Below are 13694 nucleotides of genomic sequence, written 5' to 3'. Positions count from 1 at the left end.
GTCAGAGGCGCTCCTTCGCGAGCGCGTCGAGCGCCTGATCGAGGCCACGGGCGGAAAGCGGCAGGGCGAGGTCCCGGCCGGCCGCATCCCTGAACAGAATCCGCCCCGCTTCGCTCGCCTTGCGCCATTGCTTCAGCACGTCGTCGCCGGGGGTGGTTTCCGCGAAACAGCCCGTCGGCAGGCAGCGCCGCCAAGGCAACTCGACCGGCTTGGCCTCCTTCTCGCCCATGGTGATCAGCACGCTGCTCGGGAAGGAGATGCTGACCGGCATGACCGCTGTGATGCGCACCGGCTCACCATTCGCGAGGCGCCCAAGTGCGACCTGGGCGATCGGGGCCTGTTGGCCCTGAGCCTGGAGCACCTGCGCAACCTCGCAGATCCGCACCGTCTTGCCGGCCTCGGCGATCCGCTGGCAGCGCAGCGTCCAGTCGCCGAAGCTCGCGGTCGTGCTGCTGGGCTCGGGAGAGACCATCGCGGCCGGCGCCGGCGCGGCGGCCGGAGGATTCGCAGGCTTCGGCGAAGCGGTCTGGGCCGAAGCTGAACAGGCCAGGACCGCCATGCCGGCGCCGAGCATCGCCCAGGCCAGGATCGTTCTTGTCGTCTTCACATCCCACTCCGACCCAAGCCTTGCCACCGGCTATTCGCGCCCGCTGGCAGCAGGAGAGGTCGCATCGCGCTGGGAGTTGCCCTGCAGCCAAATCGGCTGCACGGACGCGCGAACCCGCAGCGCAACGAAACCCGCTCGTTGAACTGCTCAAGATTGCTCATATTGCTCGATAATGTGCAATATGCGTTTCAAAAATGGTCAGATATTCAGACCATCGAAACGGCCGATTTCCCCTGCAATTTCAGGCAACCGGCCGCCGGGTCCTACCTTGCGGCCCGATCGTTACCACCAGGAGTGCGCTGAGGCCGATGGCGGCCGCGATGAGCCCGAACATCGCCCAGGGGCCGAACCTGTGGAGCAGCGCGAAGAAGACCAGCGGCACGAAGATCGAGACGAAACGCCCGATTCCCCAGGCGAGCGCCGTGCGCGAAGACCTGAGCGCCGTCGGAATGATCTCCGCCGCATAGACGCCGAGAACGCTCGCATAGATCGCGCTGCAAAAGGCGAAGGCGACACCGATCGAGACCAGCGGCGCGAATTCCGAGGCTGCGGCAAAGCTCAACCCGAGCAGCGCCATCGCGACGGCTGTCGCGATCAGACTGGCCTTGCGGTCCACGCGATCGATCACGAAGGCCATGAGCAGATTGCCGATCACCGGGCCGAACATGATCAGGCCGGCGGCGACGACGGAATCTCCGACGCTGAAATGCTTCTTCAGCATCACCGCCCCGCTCATCAGCAGGAAGCCGATCGTCGCCCAAGGCGACAACGCATAGAGCGTGCAAAGCAGGAGGAACCGGCGGCGGACGCTCGTAACGTCGATATCGCCGGATCCTGCGGGCTGCGCCTGCGTCGCGACCGGAGGCGGCGCACCGTCGACGGCGCTGCGCACCTGAAAACGCCGCAAGGCCGCCTCGGCCTCGGCGATCCGTCCGGCAGCCGCCAGCCAGCGGGGCGATTCCGGCAACAGCAGCAGCAACCCCGCGGCCAGGATGGCGAGCAAGGCCCCGGATCCGAGCGCCCATCGCCAGCCATCAAGCCCGAGAAAGCTCGGTGACGTCGCACGCATCAGGAAGATGATCCCCGGCGCGCCAAGAAAGGCCAGGCCCGCGCAGATGCAGATGACGGCACCGCGCCAGCGCGGCGGCATGACATCCGCCAGATAGGCAGCGATCAGCGGCGGGCAAGCGCCAATGCCGATCCCCGACAGGAAGCGAAAGCCGGTCAGTGTCACCGGGCCATCGCTCGCGGCCGCGCCAAGCGAGCCTATCGCGATGACCAGTAGCGCCAGCTGCAAGGCCAGGCGCCGGCCCGTCCGGTCGCCCAGCAGGCCGAAACCCGGCGCCCCGGCTGCGCCGCCCGCGAAGATGGCGGCCAGGAAGAGGGAGAGTTCGGTTTGCGTCATGCTTCGTGGCGGCGCCTGGAACACCGCACCGAGCGCATTGCCCAGGGCAACCTCGGCAATGTCGGCAAAAAGCGCCAATGTCACGACGCTGAGGATCGCCAGCCGCAACCTGCAGAATGGAGCGGCGTCCAGCCGCGCGGCGATCGTCGCTGCCGACGAGGCGAGCGATGACGGGCTGTCCTGCGGCTTCCTCAGCATCCCGAACCGCCTCGAGACGATCGCGCCGAGCGTAAAGCCCGAGGGGGCGTCATGCTGCGCCCGGGCTTCAGCCCTGCGAACGCTCCTGTTCGGTGCCCCCCGTCCAGGCTCAGCCTCGTCGCCACCCTATCCATCGCTCCCCATCCCCATCACAGCGAATACAGCATAGTTCGCCTGCGATCGAGATGCCGTCCGCGCGCCGATAAGCGCCGCGCGGCCGTGTTCAGCCCAGGCGCACCCAGTCCGCCGCTTCGAGCACATAGGGGGCGAAGAGAAAGTCCCGGATACCCGCGATCCGCTCGTTGCGCCAATCGAGCAGCACAAAATGGGCGGGCTTCTGCGCCGCATCGCCGTCAAAGACCAGCATGGCCGGGCGGCCTTCGATTGCCCCCAAGGCGAAACGCCATCTCGTCTCCGCGGCATAGCGCGTGAAATAGGGAGCGATCTTCTCGCGTCCTTCCCAGGCGAGCCGGTTCACCAGATCGAGCTTCACGTCCTCGGCGAGCATGGCGCGGATCGCGTCGAAATCTCCGGCGCGAAACAGGTCGACGAAGGTCGCCATCTTCTGCCTGGCGGCATCGGGCATCAGCGGCAGCCGCGCCTCGGATCTCTTCGCAAGCCGCCGGAGCGCCGTGCGACCCCGCTGCAGCGCCGATTTGGCGGCTGCCGGCGTGCACGCGGCGATGCTCGCGACCTCCTCGACCGAATGGCCCAGCACGTCCTTGAGAATGACCGCGCAGCGCTGAAGCTCGGGCAGCTGCATGAAGGCCTGGAAGCCGACGGCGACGATATCCGCCTCCGGCATCGGCGCCGCTTCGAGCACGTCGGTGAGCGGAACCACCGTGCTCCTGGCCCTGCGGCGCAGGAGATCGAGGCTCGTATTATGGGCGATGCGAAATAGCCAGGCGTCGAGATGATCAACACCCGCGCCTTCGGCCCGTGCGCTCAGCGCCTTGACGAAGGTGTCCTGCACGACATCCTCGCCATCGATCGTCGAGCCGGTCATGCGCGCGCAGTAGCGGTGAAGGCGCGGCCTGAGCGCGGCCAGACGCTCCTCGAATGTGTCCGCGCTCATCTGCCGGCTCCTCCCGTGCGCTCGTGTCGGCATTCCCGAGACAGTGCCTAGATGTCGAGCAGCACCATGCCCCTTCTCGTTCAGAATTGCGCTCTTCGCTACGAGCCACGAAGATCGCCGAAAACCGACTCAAACGTCCTGCGTATCGAAGACAAAGATCTGAACGCCCGTGGCATCGGGAGCGAAAAGCTGGCGATCCGCCGCGGTCGCTCGCCCCTCCGGACTCGCGAAAGCCTGTTTCATCGCCTCCATGCCGTCGAAATGCACCGTCCCGATCAGGTGGATATCGGACGCCCCGGCCAGCGCCGTGACCGGGCCGCGGCTGACCTCGTATTTCCTGACCCCGGGCATCGTCTTGGCCAGGGGGATATGGATTTCGAAATAATGCTTTTCGAACGCCTCGACGTCAGCCGGCTTTCTGTAGATCGCGACCAAACGGGCCATCGTGGTTTCTCCCTCGGTTATGAATACCCAAGAGACGAACCAGCAGCCGGAAACGGATCGCGGCCTTCGCAAAATTTTTGCGGAGCCCCGCGGCGATGGGCTCGCTAGCAGCGACGCTCCCCCTGTTGTCCTGTCACAGGGTCACGATAGCCGCGATGGCAGCTCGTCACGTCCTCGCGCGTCACTTCCGCAGAAACCAGCAGCCAGGCCAGAACAAGCGCGAGCGCGGCCAGGAAGCAACGCCCGATGACGTGAACGACCCGCGGTGCAGCGCGCTTCAGTCGCTTTCCCTCAAGCCGTGTGTCGGGGGCCTGCGCAGCCTTTGGCGGGATGGCCGTCGCGCTCATGGGTGCAAGGCGCTCTCGAGCACGAACAGGAGGTAAGGCACCGAGATCGCCAGCAGGCAGCAGATGGCCCGGGCCGCAGCGGCCAGGGTCTTGGAGCGGCGCAGAGACATGCGGGCGCGAGGCCAGGGTGATGGAGCATAGGAGAACAACATCTTTGGACACACGATATTGTGGGAATAATTCCCACTTATCTGTTTCCAATGAGCCATACAAGAGGCGTTCAAACTTTTGTGGGATTGTATCCCACATTGGAAAGACCTAAATGTCCCACATGTCGGACGCAGCCCAGGATCCCACTGCCGAGAAGCTCTATCCGCCGCTGGCGCGACTGCTGCGCCCGCTCGTGCGGCTGTGCATCCGAGCCGGGATGACGTTCCCGGCGCTCTGCCAGCTGCTCCGGGAGCTCTATGTCAACGTCGCCGAATACGACTTCGCCCTGCCCGGCAAAGAGCAGACCGACAGCCGCGTCAGCCTGCTGACCGGGATCCACCGCAAGGAAGTCAGCCGCCTGCGTGGCGCCGGCGCACCGGTCAACGCGGTGCCGGCTTCCGTCTCGCGCACGGGCGCGATCATCGCGCGCTGGATCGCTTCGCCACGCTATTGCGATGCCGCCGGGGCGCCCCTGCCCCTGCCGCGCACGGCGGATGCCGGGCAGCCCTCCTTCGAAGAACTCGTGGCGTCGGTGACGCGCGACCTGCGCCCGCGCGCCGTGCTCGACGAATGGGTCGACCGCCGAATTGTTACAATCGACGCCGATGATCGCATCGCGCTGGCCGAAGCGGCCTTCATCCCCCAGCACGGCGACGACGACAAATTGTACTATTTCGGCCGAAACCTGCACGACCATCTCGCGGCTTCGGTCGCCAATGTGCTCGCCGCCAAGCCGCCCTTCGTGGAGCGCTCGGTGCATTATGACGGGCTCTCGGCCGAACTGGCCGAGCGGCTCGAGGCGCGCTCGCGCGAGCTTGCACTGGAGATGCTGCAGCAGCTCAACCGCGAGGCGAATGCCGCCTGCGAGAGCGATGCCGGCGGCAATCACCGCTGGAATTGCGGCGTCTATGTCTTCCGCGAGAAGGAACCGGGCGAAGACGACACCGGGGCCAGCCGGGGATGAGCAAGCGCCCTGCATTGACGCGCCGGGCGCTGCTGGCCTCCCTCGGCACTGCCTTGGCCTGGCGCCCTGCGATTGCCGCGCCTGAGCGGCCGCGCGATGTCGGCATCGGCGGCACCGGCTTCGCCCCGGAGGGCAATGCCGGCTCCGACCGCGGCATCGGCGGCACCGGCTTCGTCGGCACGATCCAGCGCTTCGGCAGCATCATCGTCAACGACAGCCGCATTGCCTACCCGCAGGACGTGCCGGTCACCATCGACGGGCTGGTCCGCAGCGCGCGCGACCTGCGCATCGGACATGTCGTGCGCGTCGTCGCGCGGCCTGACGGGAGCGGCCTCGTCACGAACACCATCGCCGTCGAGCGGGAGGTGGTCGGACCGATCACCGCCGTCTATCGGGACGGGATCGACGTGCTCGGGCAACCCGTTCAGACTCGGCCCGACCTTGAAACCAGGGGCTGGCGCAGAGGTGAGCATGTCGCCGTCAGCGGCCTGCGCCGGGTCGACGGGACGATCATCGCCAGCCTGGTCGAACGTCCCGTCGAAAGGATCGAGAGCGTCGTCGGCATCGTCGAGAAGGATGATGACGGGCTCTGGATCGGCGGGCTCAAGCTGCTGGATATCGACGAGGCCCTGGTCGGCCGCCGCATCGCCGTTTCCGGGCGCATCGCGCGGGGCGGCTTCCGGGCGAGCACCGCCGCAGCCGCCACCGCGCTGCCAGCGACCGGTGCCTTCTCGGTCGAGAGCTATCTGCGCGGCGGCGAAGGGCAATTGCTGCTGGGCTCCGGCCTTTCGCTGCACAGCAAAGCCTTCGGCTACGCCCTCTCGCCCTGGCGGGACGTCCGGGCCGTGCTGGACGGGCGCATCGGTCTGGACGGCGTCCCGAGCATCGAGAATATGCGCCTGGCGCGGCCCGACGGCGACGGCGGCGGCAATGACGGCGGCCCTGGCGGCGGCCCTGTCGGAGGTCAATCGTTCGGCCCCGGGGGATTCAGCCAAAGCGGACCGACCGGCGGACCGGGGGGCTTTGGCCCGGGTGGGCGCGGCGAATTGGGCGGCCCCGGCGGAATCGGCCCTGGCGGCGGGCCTGCAGGTGGCGCCCCGGGCGGAGTCGGCCCGGGTGGTGGTGGACCGGGTGGCGGTGGACCGGGAGGTGGCGGGCCAGGAGGAGCAGGCCCCGGCGGAGCGGGCCCCGGTCGGTGAACGGACAGCCGCCGAGCGCTCTCAGGCGGTCAATCGCTCGCCCGGCATGGCCGGCCCGAGCAGCGCATCGAGCGTCGCTGCGAGATCACCGCGGAACGGCCCGAGCGCGAGGCCCTGCCTGCCGGCCAGGCCGCAATCGAGGACGGCATTGAGGGGCCGCCTCGCCGGTGTCGGATGCAGGCTCGACGGAACAGGGACGATCGCCGTAGCGAGCCGGCCGCGACGGCTGGCAGCCTCCAGGATGATCCGCGCCTGCTCCGCGCGGCTGAGCACGCTCTCGCCCGCGAGGTGCATCAGCCCGCCGCTGACTGTCCCGTCGAGCTGACGCCGGGCGAGCGTCAACAGGGCTTCGGCAAGCGCTGGCGCATAGGTCGGCCGGCCATATTGGTCGCCGGCAATCGTCAGCCGATCGCGTCCCTCCGCCCAACCCAGGAGGCGGCTTACGAAGCTTTCGCCGTGCCCCCCGAAAATCCACGAGGTTCGCGCCACCAGCGCCGAAGGCAGCGCATCACGCACCGCGCATTCCCCGGCATGTTTCGAGGCGCCGTAGACATTGATTGGTCGCGGCGTGTCGCTTTCCCGATAGGGCCGGTCCTGCGCGCCGTCGAAGACGCTGTCAGTGGAGACATGGATGAGCGGCAGCCCCGCTCGCGCGCAAGCCCTGGCAAGCGCGGCGGGAGCGTCGCGATTGAGGGCGAAAGCCAGCTCCGGCTCGCTCTCCGCGCGATCGACCGCCGTATAGGCGGCGGCATTGATGACGGCAGCGGGGCGGAGCCGGTCGAGCAGGCGTTCAGATGCATCCGGCCGCGTCAGGTCGAAATCGGGACGGCCCGCGGTGACGATGCTGCCGCCGCCCCGCTCGGCCAGCGCCCTGGCAAGCTGGCCGGAACGCCCCAGCACCAGGATGATCGGCGCGCTCATACCGGGCGCTGCCCGCTTGCCGCATCGGCAGTGATCCCGACATTGCGGGCAAAGCGAGAGCGCAGGCCGGCATTCCACCACGGAATGAGAGCGCGATCGGGCGGCCCCAGCCGGTTGCACACCCCGTCGACCAGGCCGTTGACCAGCGCCGTCACGCAATCCCGCGAGAAGCCGTGATGGACGAGATGCACCGCGAGCCGAACCGGCAGCGAGATCACGAACTTCGCCTTGTGCCGCATCGGAACATGCGGCAGGCGCAGCATGGCGAGCTGATTGCGGACATAGGTGTAGAGCCGGCGCGGGGGCTGGTCGGTCAGCAGCAATGCGAGCGGCAGGCGGATGACCCCACGGCCGAGCTGATGCGGCATCGAAACCGCTGGATCGACCCAAATCGAATAGCCGGCGCCCCCGGCGCGCAGACACCATTCGATATCGATCGCGTCGATGAAATAATCGCTGCGGAAATCACCGATGGCCGCCAGCGCATCAAGTGGGATCAGCGACCCCGAGGAAATGACGAAGCGCGTCCGCACGGGGCTGCGCTTGTCCCGAGGCTGCACCGGCGCCGCGGATAACCGCATCGCATCGCCTTCGCGATCGACCGGCTGCGGCCCCACCACGGCGACACGCTCGCCGCGCTCCATGAGATCGCGATAGGTCGCGGTCAGGGCTCCGACGAGCCCGGGCTGCGGCTGGCTGTCCTGGTCGAGAAGGAACAGGAACTCGCTGCCGCAGATTTCGGCGAGTTGGCGCAAGGCATTGTAGGCGGCACCGAGCCCACGGTTGAGGCCGGGCCTCAGCACCACCAGTTCAGCCGCACCGGCCGTAGCTTCAAGCGCCTGCTGCTCCTCGCCGCTGACCGGCGAATTGGCGTAGATGGCGATCGTCGTGACGTCGTCGGCCAGCGAAGCAACGAGCTGCTGCAGCGCCTCGGGTTGCGGGCGATAGATCACGATGCCGGCGACGCAGCGTGCCCTGTTTGCAGCAGAAGCCATCATGCCGGAATTCTCCTGGATGAAGATGATTGGAGCGGGGCGAGCACGTCCTGCAACGGCCCGTCGGCGACGAGCCGGCCGTGCTCAAGCCGCAGCGCGCGGGTGCAGAGGCTGGCGAGCAGGCTGTCGCTGTGCGAGGCGAGGACGAGGATGCCGGCGCGGGCGACGAAGCCAGCAAGCCGCGCCTGCGCCTTGGCCATGAAGGCTGCATCGCCGGCAAGGATGCCCTCGTCGAGCAACAGAACCTCGGGATCGACGCTGGTGCAGATCGCGAAGGACAGCCGTGTCTGCATGCCCGCCGAATAGGTGCGGATCGGCATGTCCAGAAAGCCGCCGAGCTCGGTGAAGTCGGCGATCTCATCGATACGGCTCTCGATCTGTCGGCGGCTGAGGCCGAGATAGAGCCCGCGCAGGCGGATATTGTCGTAGCCGCTCGCCTCGCCATCCATGCCGAGGCCGATATCGAAGAGCGGCGCGATCTTGCCATGGACGGCAACGCGCCCCCTCTGCGGGACATAGATGCCGGCGAGCACGCGCAGCAGCGTCGTCTTGCCGGCGCCGTTATGGCCGACGAGGGCGACGCGCTCGCCATGGTCGATGCCGAGATCGATGCCGCTGAGGGCTTCGACACAGGTCCGTGCGCGGGCATCGGAGCCGATGCGGCCGCCGGTGGCGCTGCTGACGATGCGATTGCGCAGGGAGCGGGCGCTGCCGCCATAGAGCGGGAATTGCACGCTGACGCCGTCGAGACGGATCGAGCTCATCGCCGCCTCACAACCAATAAGCCACGCGCCAGCGCAGCCGCGCATAGAGCGCGAAAGCGAGCCCGAGATTGAGCAATGTTACGATCGTTGCGACCGCGAAGCTCTCCATCGGAAAGCCCGCTCCGAGCAGCGGGGCACGCACGATTTCGATCAAGTGGAACAGCGGATTGAGTTCCGCCAGGACACGTCGCGTTCCGAGGTCCTCGGCACGCCAGAGCACCGGCGTCACGAACAGCAGCATCTGCGTCGCATTGGCGACAAGGGGCATCATGTCGCGAAAGCGCGCGCCGACGAGGCCGAGCGTCACGCTCCAACCGATGCCGTTGAGCAGCAGCAGGACGAGCCCCGGCATGGCCGCAAGCCCCACCCAGCCCGGCCGAACGCCGCAGGCGAGAAGGACGAGCAGGACGATGACCGCGTTGTGGGCAAGGATGATCAGGTTTCGCCAGACGACACGCAGGACATGGATGCCGATCGGCGCCGGCATCTGCTTGATCGCCGCCGTCGCCGCGGTGAAGGTCGCTGCCCCCTCGTTCAACAGGGCTGTGATCAGCGACCACAGCACCATGCCCACGGTCACATAGGGCAGATAGGTGAAGACCGGCACGCGGAAGAGCGCAGCATAGGTGACGCCGAGCCCCGCGACGAAGACGGCGAGGCTGATCGTTACCCAGAACGGGCCGAAGACCGAACGGCTGTAGCGCTGGCGGACGTCGTACCAGCCCATGGTGAGCCAGAGTTCGACGAGGCCAAGCGCCCCGGCGGCATCGGCCATCGCACCGCGCCAGGGATGGCGACCGCGCGAACGCGCATCGTGAACAAGCATTGCTGGGGCTGACACCAGCCGACCTCCTCGAACAGACCTCCCGCCTCCAGCGATCCGCAGGAAACGACCGGCGGCGGGTTGACAGGCTGATTAAGTGTGAATAATTCCCACGTCAATATCGTGTGGGAAAATTTCTCACATCTATTAACCGCGCCGACCTCGGGCGAACACACGGAAGCGAGCAATGCAGATCAGGAAGGCGGTGATCCTGGCGGGCGGCCGCGGCACACGGATCATGGAAGAATCGGAGCATCGCCCGAAACCGATGATCGAGATCGGCGGCCGGCCGATCATCTGGCACATCATGAAGCTGTATTCGCGCTACGGCATCAACGAGTTCGTCATCTGCCTGGGCTACCGCGGCTATGCCCTGAAGGAGTATTTCGGGAACTACCTGCTCCACTCCTCGGACGTGACCTTCGACTTCACGCAGGGCGGCATGACCGTCCATGCCGGCCGGGCCGAGCCGTGGAAGGTCACGCTGGTCGATACCGGGCAGGAGACGATGACGGGCGGGCGCATCGCCCGCGTGAAGCCCTATCTGGAAGGCGAAAGCTTCTGCCTGACCTATGGCGACGGCGTCTCGGACGTGCCGATCGACCGTCTGATCGCCTTCCATGAAAGCCATGGCCGCGCCGCGACGGTGACGGCCGTGCGTCCACCCGGCCGCTTCGGCGTGCTCGATCTCGACGGCAACGGCGTCACCGGCTTTCGCGAGAAGGCGGCGAGCGATTCCGGCTTCATCAATGGCGGCTTCTTCGTGCTGTCGCCGCAGGCGCTCGACCAGATCGCCGGCGACGACACTGTCTGGGAAAGCGGCCCGATGGAAGGCCTCGCCCGCGACGGCGAGCTGATGGCCTATCCGCATGACGGCTTCTGGCAGCCGATGGACACGTTGCGCGACAAGCGCCGCCTGGAAGAGCTCTGGGATACCGGCGAGGCGCCATGGCGGGTCTGGTGAACCCCGATCCGGCCTTTTGGCGCGGGCGGCGCGTGCTCGTCACCGGCCATAGCGGCTTCAAGGGAAGCTGGCTCGGGCTATGGCTCAAGCGGCTGGGTGCGATAGCGCTCGGCCTGTCGCTGCCGGCGCAGGACGAGGCGGAACGCGAACGACTCGGCTTCCTGGCCGATGTCATGCCCGGCATCGCCTGCGACATCCGCGATGCGCAGGCGACACGGGCCGCCCTTGAAGGATTTGCGCCGGAGATCGTGCTGCATCTCGCGGCGCAGCCGCTGGTGCGCCCCTCCTATCGCGATCCACGCCTAACCTTCGAGACCAATGTCCTGGGCACCCTAAACCTGCTGGAAGCGATCCGCGCCCAGCCGAGCGTGCGCAGCGTCGTCATCGCGACCACCGACAAATGCTATGAGAACCGCGAATGGCCCTGGCCCTATCGCGAGATCGATCCGCTCGGCGGACATGATCCCTACAGCGCCAGCAAGGCCTGCACCGAGATCCTCGCCGCATCCTGGCGAAGCTCCTTCGCGGGATCATCCGATCGCTTGATCGCGATCGCGACGGCACGCGCGGGCAACGTCATCGGCGGCGGCGACTGGGCACAGGATCGGCTCGTGCCGGATGCTGTCCGGGCCCTTTCGAGCGGCGAGACGCTCGCAGTGCGCAATCCCGGTGCGACGCGGCCTTGGCAGCATGTCCTCGATGCGCTCTGCGGCTACCTGCTGCTGGCCGAGCGGCTGCACATGGATGGCCCCTCCTTCGCGGAAGCCTGGAATTTCGGCCCCGACAGTGGCGCCGAGCGCTCCGTGTCGGAGGTTCTGGAGACCTTGGCCCAAGCTTGGGGCGCCGGAGCCACGTCGCAAGCCGATGCTGCGTCCGGCCCGCATGAGGCGAACCGCCTCGCGCTCGATTCCAGCAAGGCGCGCCAGCGCCTCGACTGGCGCCCACGGCTCGATTTCGAAGCGGCCGTCGCCCTGACCGCACGCTGGTACCGACTCCACGACCGGGGAATGCCCGCCGCCGAACTCATCGCCGCCGATATCGAATCCTATGAAAGCGGAGCCTTTCGCTCATGAATTCCTGCAAGTGCCGCTTCTGCAGCGCTCCCCTGACCACGGTCTTGGCCGATCTCGGCATGACGCCGCTCGCCAATGCCTTCGTCGCCTCGGCCGATGCCGGCGAGCCCGAGACGTTCTTCCCGCTACAGGTCTATGTCTGCGATGCCTGCAAGCTGGTGCAGGCGCGCGATGTCGAGACGCCCGGCGCGATCTTCAGCGACTACGCCTATTTCTCCGGCTTCTCGCAAAGCTGGCTCGACCATAGCGAGCGCTACGCCGCGGCGATGGCCGAGCGCGTCGGGCTATCGGAGGTCAGCAAGGTCGTCGAGATAGCCAGCAACGACGGCTACCTGCTGCAGTTCTTCCAGCGTGCCGGCATACCGGTTCTGGGCGTCGAGCCGGCGGCCAATGTCGCGGCGGTGGCGCAGCGCCGGGGCATCCCGACGCAAGTGCGGTTCTTCGGCCGCAAGACGGCTCGTGACCTCGCAGCCCAAGGGCATCAGGCCGATCTGATCGCCGCGAACAACGTCATCGCGCATGTGCCGGACCTCAACGATTTCGTCGCCGGCTTCGAGCTGCTGCTGAAGCCGAAGGGCGTGCTGACCCTGGAATTCCCGCATCTGCTGCGGATGCTGATCGAGAACCAGTTCGACACGATCTATCACGAGCACTTCTCCTATTTCTCCTTCCTGGCGATCGAGCGGGTGCTCGCGGCCCATGGCCTTGCCGTATTCGATGTCGAGCGATTGCCGACGCATGGCGGCTCGCTGCGCGTCTTTGCCGGGCACGTCGGCGCCGCAGGGCGCGCGCCTTCCGAAGCCGTGCTGGCATTGCGGCGGGAGGAGGAGGCCTTCAGCCTCGACCGGATCGATTCCTATACGGGCTTCGCCGAGCGGATCGCCCGGACGAAATGCGCCCTTCTCGATTTCCTGATCGACGCCAGGCGGGCGGGCAAGCGGGTCGCGGCCTATGGCGCGCCGGCCAAGGGCAATACGCTGCTCAACTATTGCGGCATCGGGCCGGAACTCGTCGCCTTCACGGTCGATCGTAGTCCGCACAAGCAAGGCAAGCTGCTGCCGGGCACGCGCATCCCGGTGAAGGCGCCGGGAGCCATCCTGGAGGAAAAGCCGGACTACCTGCTGATCCTGCCCTGGAACCTCAAGAACGAGATCATGCGGCAGATGGCGGCGCTGCATGACTGGGGCGGGCGCTTCGTCGTGCCGATCCCGCAGGTCGAGGTGCTCCAGTGATCCTCACGGAAACCCGCATCGCCGGCGTCTTCGTCGTCGATCTCGCGCCGCTGGCGGACGAGCGCGGGCATTTCGCGCGCAGCTACTGCGCCGATGTCTTTGCCAGACACGGCATCCGTTTCGCGCCGGTTCAGTGCAATCTGTCCTTCAATCCGCATCAGGGCACGCTGCGCGGCCTGCACTACCAGGCGATGCCGGTTCCGGATGCCAAGCTCGTGCGCTGCTCGCGCGGCGCGATCTTCGATGTCGCGGTCGACCTGCGCGCGGATTCCCCGACCCATGGCGAATGGATCGGCGTCGTGCTGGATGCGGCGCGCGGGCGGGCCCTGTTCGTGCCGGAAGGCTGCGCCCACGGCTTCCAGACGCTCAAGCCCGACAGCGAGGTCTTCTACATGATGGGCGCGGCCTATCGCGCCGATCTCGCCCGCGGCCTGCGCTGGAACGATCCCGCCTTCGGCATCGATTGGCCGGACCCTGCGCCGCGCCTGAATATGCGCGACGGCGCCTGGCCCGACCATCGCGCCTGATCTCCC

14 protein-coding genes are annotated in these 13694 nt (G+C 67.2%); 6 read left to right on the top strand and 8 right to left on the bottom strand.

The window, feature by feature from the left end:
* Position 1 precedes the first annotated feature (1 nt).
* The 4 genes from Q0Q36_RS10780 to Q0Q36_RS10765 all read right to left on the bottom strand — a co-directional run bounded on the left by Q0Q36_RS10780 (position 2) and on the right by Q0Q36_RS10765 (position 3729).
* A complete protein-coding gene (locus tag Q0Q36_RS10780) occupies positions 2–607 on the bottom strand; it encodes an invasion associated locus B family protein (protein WP_293798053.1) in 606 nt (201 codons plus the stop codon).
* A 241-nt stretch (positions 608–848) separates the two neighbouring features.
* Positions 849–2210, bottom strand: a complete 1362-nt coding sequence (locus tag Q0Q36_RS10775) for an MFS transporter (RefSeq protein WP_293798051.1) — start codon at positions 2208–2210, stop codon at positions 849–851.
* 223 nt (positions 2211–2433) lie between these two features.
* Positions 2434–3285: a sigma-70 family RNA polymerase sigma factor gene (locus Q0Q36_RS10770; protein WP_293798050.1), complete on the bottom strand. Its 852-nt coding sequence runs from the start codon at positions 3283–3285 to the stop codon at positions 2434–2436.
* 129 nt (positions 3286–3414) lie between these two features.
* Positions 3415–3729: an EthD family reductase gene (locus Q0Q36_RS10765; RefSeq protein ID WP_293798048.1), complete on the bottom strand. Its 315-nt coding sequence runs from the start codon at positions 3727–3729 to the stop codon at positions 3415–3417.
* Between the two features lie 609 nt (positions 3730–4338).
* On the opposite strand from Q0Q36_RS10765, the gene Q0Q36_RS10760 reads away from it, so the two are divergent.
* Together Q0Q36_RS10760 and Q0Q36_RS10755 are read left to right on the top strand one after the other, a co-directional pair.
* A complete protein-coding gene (locus tag Q0Q36_RS10760; protein ID WP_293798045.1) occupies positions 4339–5190 on the top strand; it encodes a DUF6502 family protein in 852 nt (283 codons plus the stop codon).
* On the top strand, positions 5187–6389 hold the full coding sequence (locus Q0Q36_RS10755; RefSeq protein WP_293798042.1) for a DUF5666 domain-containing protein: 1203 nt from the start codon (positions 5187–5189) through the stop codon (positions 6387–6389). Before Q0Q36_RS10760 ends, Q0Q36_RS10755 begins: the two co-directional genes overlap by 4 nt.
* 21 nt (positions 6390–6410) lie before the next feature.
* On the opposite strand, the gene rfbD is transcribed toward Q0Q36_RS10755, so the two are convergent.
* The 4 genes from rfbD to Q0Q36_RS10735 are packed head-to-tail and all read right to left on the bottom strand — an operon-like array spanning position 6411 to position 9910.
* Positions 6411–7310: a dTDP-4-dehydrorhamnose reductase gene (gene rfbD, locus Q0Q36_RS10750; protein ID WP_293798039.1), complete on the bottom strand. Its 900-nt coding sequence runs from the start codon at positions 7308–7310 to the stop codon at positions 6411–6413.
* Positions 7307–8308 carry a rhamnosyl transferase gene (locus Q0Q36_RS10745; protein WP_293798038.1) on the bottom strand — a complete coding sequence of 334 codons (1002 nt, stop codon included), beginning with the start codon at positions 8306–8308 and terminating at the stop codon, positions 7307–7309. The genes rfbD and Q0Q36_RS10745 overlap by 4 nt, the downstream gene beginning before the upstream one ends.
* Positions 8305–9069, bottom strand: coding sequence for an ABC transporter ATP-binding protein (locus Q0Q36_RS10740; protein ID WP_293798036.1), 765 nt, complete (start codon positions 9067–9069; stop codon positions 8305–8307). The genes Q0Q36_RS10745 and Q0Q36_RS10740 overlap by 4 nt, the downstream gene beginning before the upstream one ends.
* A gap of 7 nt (positions 9070–9076) precedes the next feature.
* Positions 9077–9910 carry an ABC transporter permease gene (locus Q0Q36_RS10735; RefSeq protein ID WP_293798035.1) on the bottom strand — a complete coding sequence of 278 codons (834 nt, stop codon included), beginning with the start codon at positions 9908–9910 and terminating at the stop codon, positions 9077–9079.
* A gap of 169 nt (positions 9911–10079) precedes the next feature.
* On the opposite strand from Q0Q36_RS10735, the gene rfbF reads away from it, so the two are divergent.
* From rfbF to rfbC, 4 genes are read left to right on the top strand one after another with little or no spacing between them, the layout of a single operon-like run.
* Positions 10080–10856, top strand: coding sequence for a glucose-1-phosphate cytidylyltransferase (rfbF, locus tag Q0Q36_RS10730; protein ID WP_293798033.1), 777 nt, complete (start codon positions 10080–10082; stop codon positions 10854–10856).
* Positions 10841–11929, top strand: coding sequence for a CDP-glucose 4,6-dehydratase (gene rfbG, locus Q0Q36_RS10725; protein WP_293798032.1), 1089 nt, complete (start codon positions 10841–10843; stop codon positions 11927–11929). The genes rfbF and rfbG overlap by 16 nt, the downstream gene beginning before the upstream one ends.
* Positions 11926–13161 (top strand): class I SAM-dependent methyltransferase, encoded by a 1236-nt coding sequence (locus tag Q0Q36_RS10720; protein ID WP_293798030.1) that lies wholly within the window; start codon positions 11926–11928, stop codon positions 13159–13161. The genes rfbG and Q0Q36_RS10720 overlap by 4 nt, the downstream gene beginning before the upstream one ends.
* On the top strand, positions 13158–13688 hold the full coding sequence (rfbC, locus tag Q0Q36_RS10715) for a dTDP-4-dehydrorhamnose 3,5-epimerase (protein ID WP_293798028.1): 531 nt from the start codon (positions 13158–13160) through the stop codon (positions 13686–13688). The genes Q0Q36_RS10720 and rfbC overlap by 4 nt, the downstream gene beginning before the upstream one ends.
* The last annotated feature ends 6 nt before the right edge of the window (positions 13689–13694 follow it).

This window comes from uncultured Allobosea sp., from assembly GCF_945957345.1.
In the GTDB taxonomy this organism is placed as follows: domain Bacteria; phylum Pseudomonadota; class Alphaproteobacteria; order Rhizobiales; family Beijerinckiaceae; genus Allobosea.
Note: the sequence above shows the minus strand (reverse complement) of the source record. Positions and strands in the feature narration are given on the sequence as shown.

Excerpts from the sequence above, each read along its gene's own strand:
- Q0Q36_RS10765 (WP_293798048.1), bottom strand. The coding sequence starts at position 3,729 with ATGGCCCGTTTGGTCGCGATCTACAGAAAGCCGGCTGACGTCGAGGCG.
- rfbG (WP_293798032.1), top strand. The coding sequence starts at position 10,841 with ATGGCGGGTCTGGTGAACCCCGATCCGGCCTTTTGGCGCGGGCGGCGC.
- Q0Q36_RS10745 (WP_293798038.1), bottom strand. The coding sequence starts at position 8,308 with ATGATGGCTTCTGCTGCAAACAGGGCACGCTGCGTCGCCGGCATCGTG.
- Q0Q36_RS10760 (WP_293798045.1), top strand. The coding sequence starts at position 4,339 with ATGTCCCACATGTCGGACGCAGCCCAGGATCCCACTGCCGAGAAGCTC.
- Q0Q36_RS10740 (WP_293798036.1), bottom strand. The coding sequence starts at position 9,069 with ATGAGCTCGATCCGTCTCGACGGCGTCAGCGTGCAATTCCCGCTCTAT.
- Q0Q36_RS10775 (WP_293798051.1), bottom strand. The coding sequence starts at position 2,210 with ATGCTGAGGAAGCCGCAGGACAGCCCGTCATCGCTCGCCTCGTCGGCA.
- Q0Q36_RS10720 (WP_293798030.1), top strand. The coding sequence starts at position 11,926 with ATGAATTCCTGCAAGTGCCGCTTCTGCAGCGCTCCCCTGACCACGGTC.
- Q0Q36_RS10755 (WP_293798042.1), top strand. The coding sequence starts at position 5,187 with ATGAGCAAGCGCCCTGCATTGACGCGCCGGGCGCTGCTGGCCTCCCTC.
- Q0Q36_RS10770 (WP_293798050.1), bottom strand. The coding sequence starts at position 3,285 with ATGAGCGCGGACACATTCGAGGAGCGTCTGGCCGCGCTCAGGCCGCGC.
- rfbD (WP_293798039.1), bottom strand. The coding sequence starts at position 7,310 with ATGAGCGCGCCGATCATCCTGGTGCTGGGGCGTTCCGGCCAGCTTGCC.
- rfbF (WP_293798033.1), top strand. The coding sequence starts at position 10,080 with ATGCAGATCAGGAAGGCGGTGATCCTGGCGGGCGGCCGCGGCACACGG.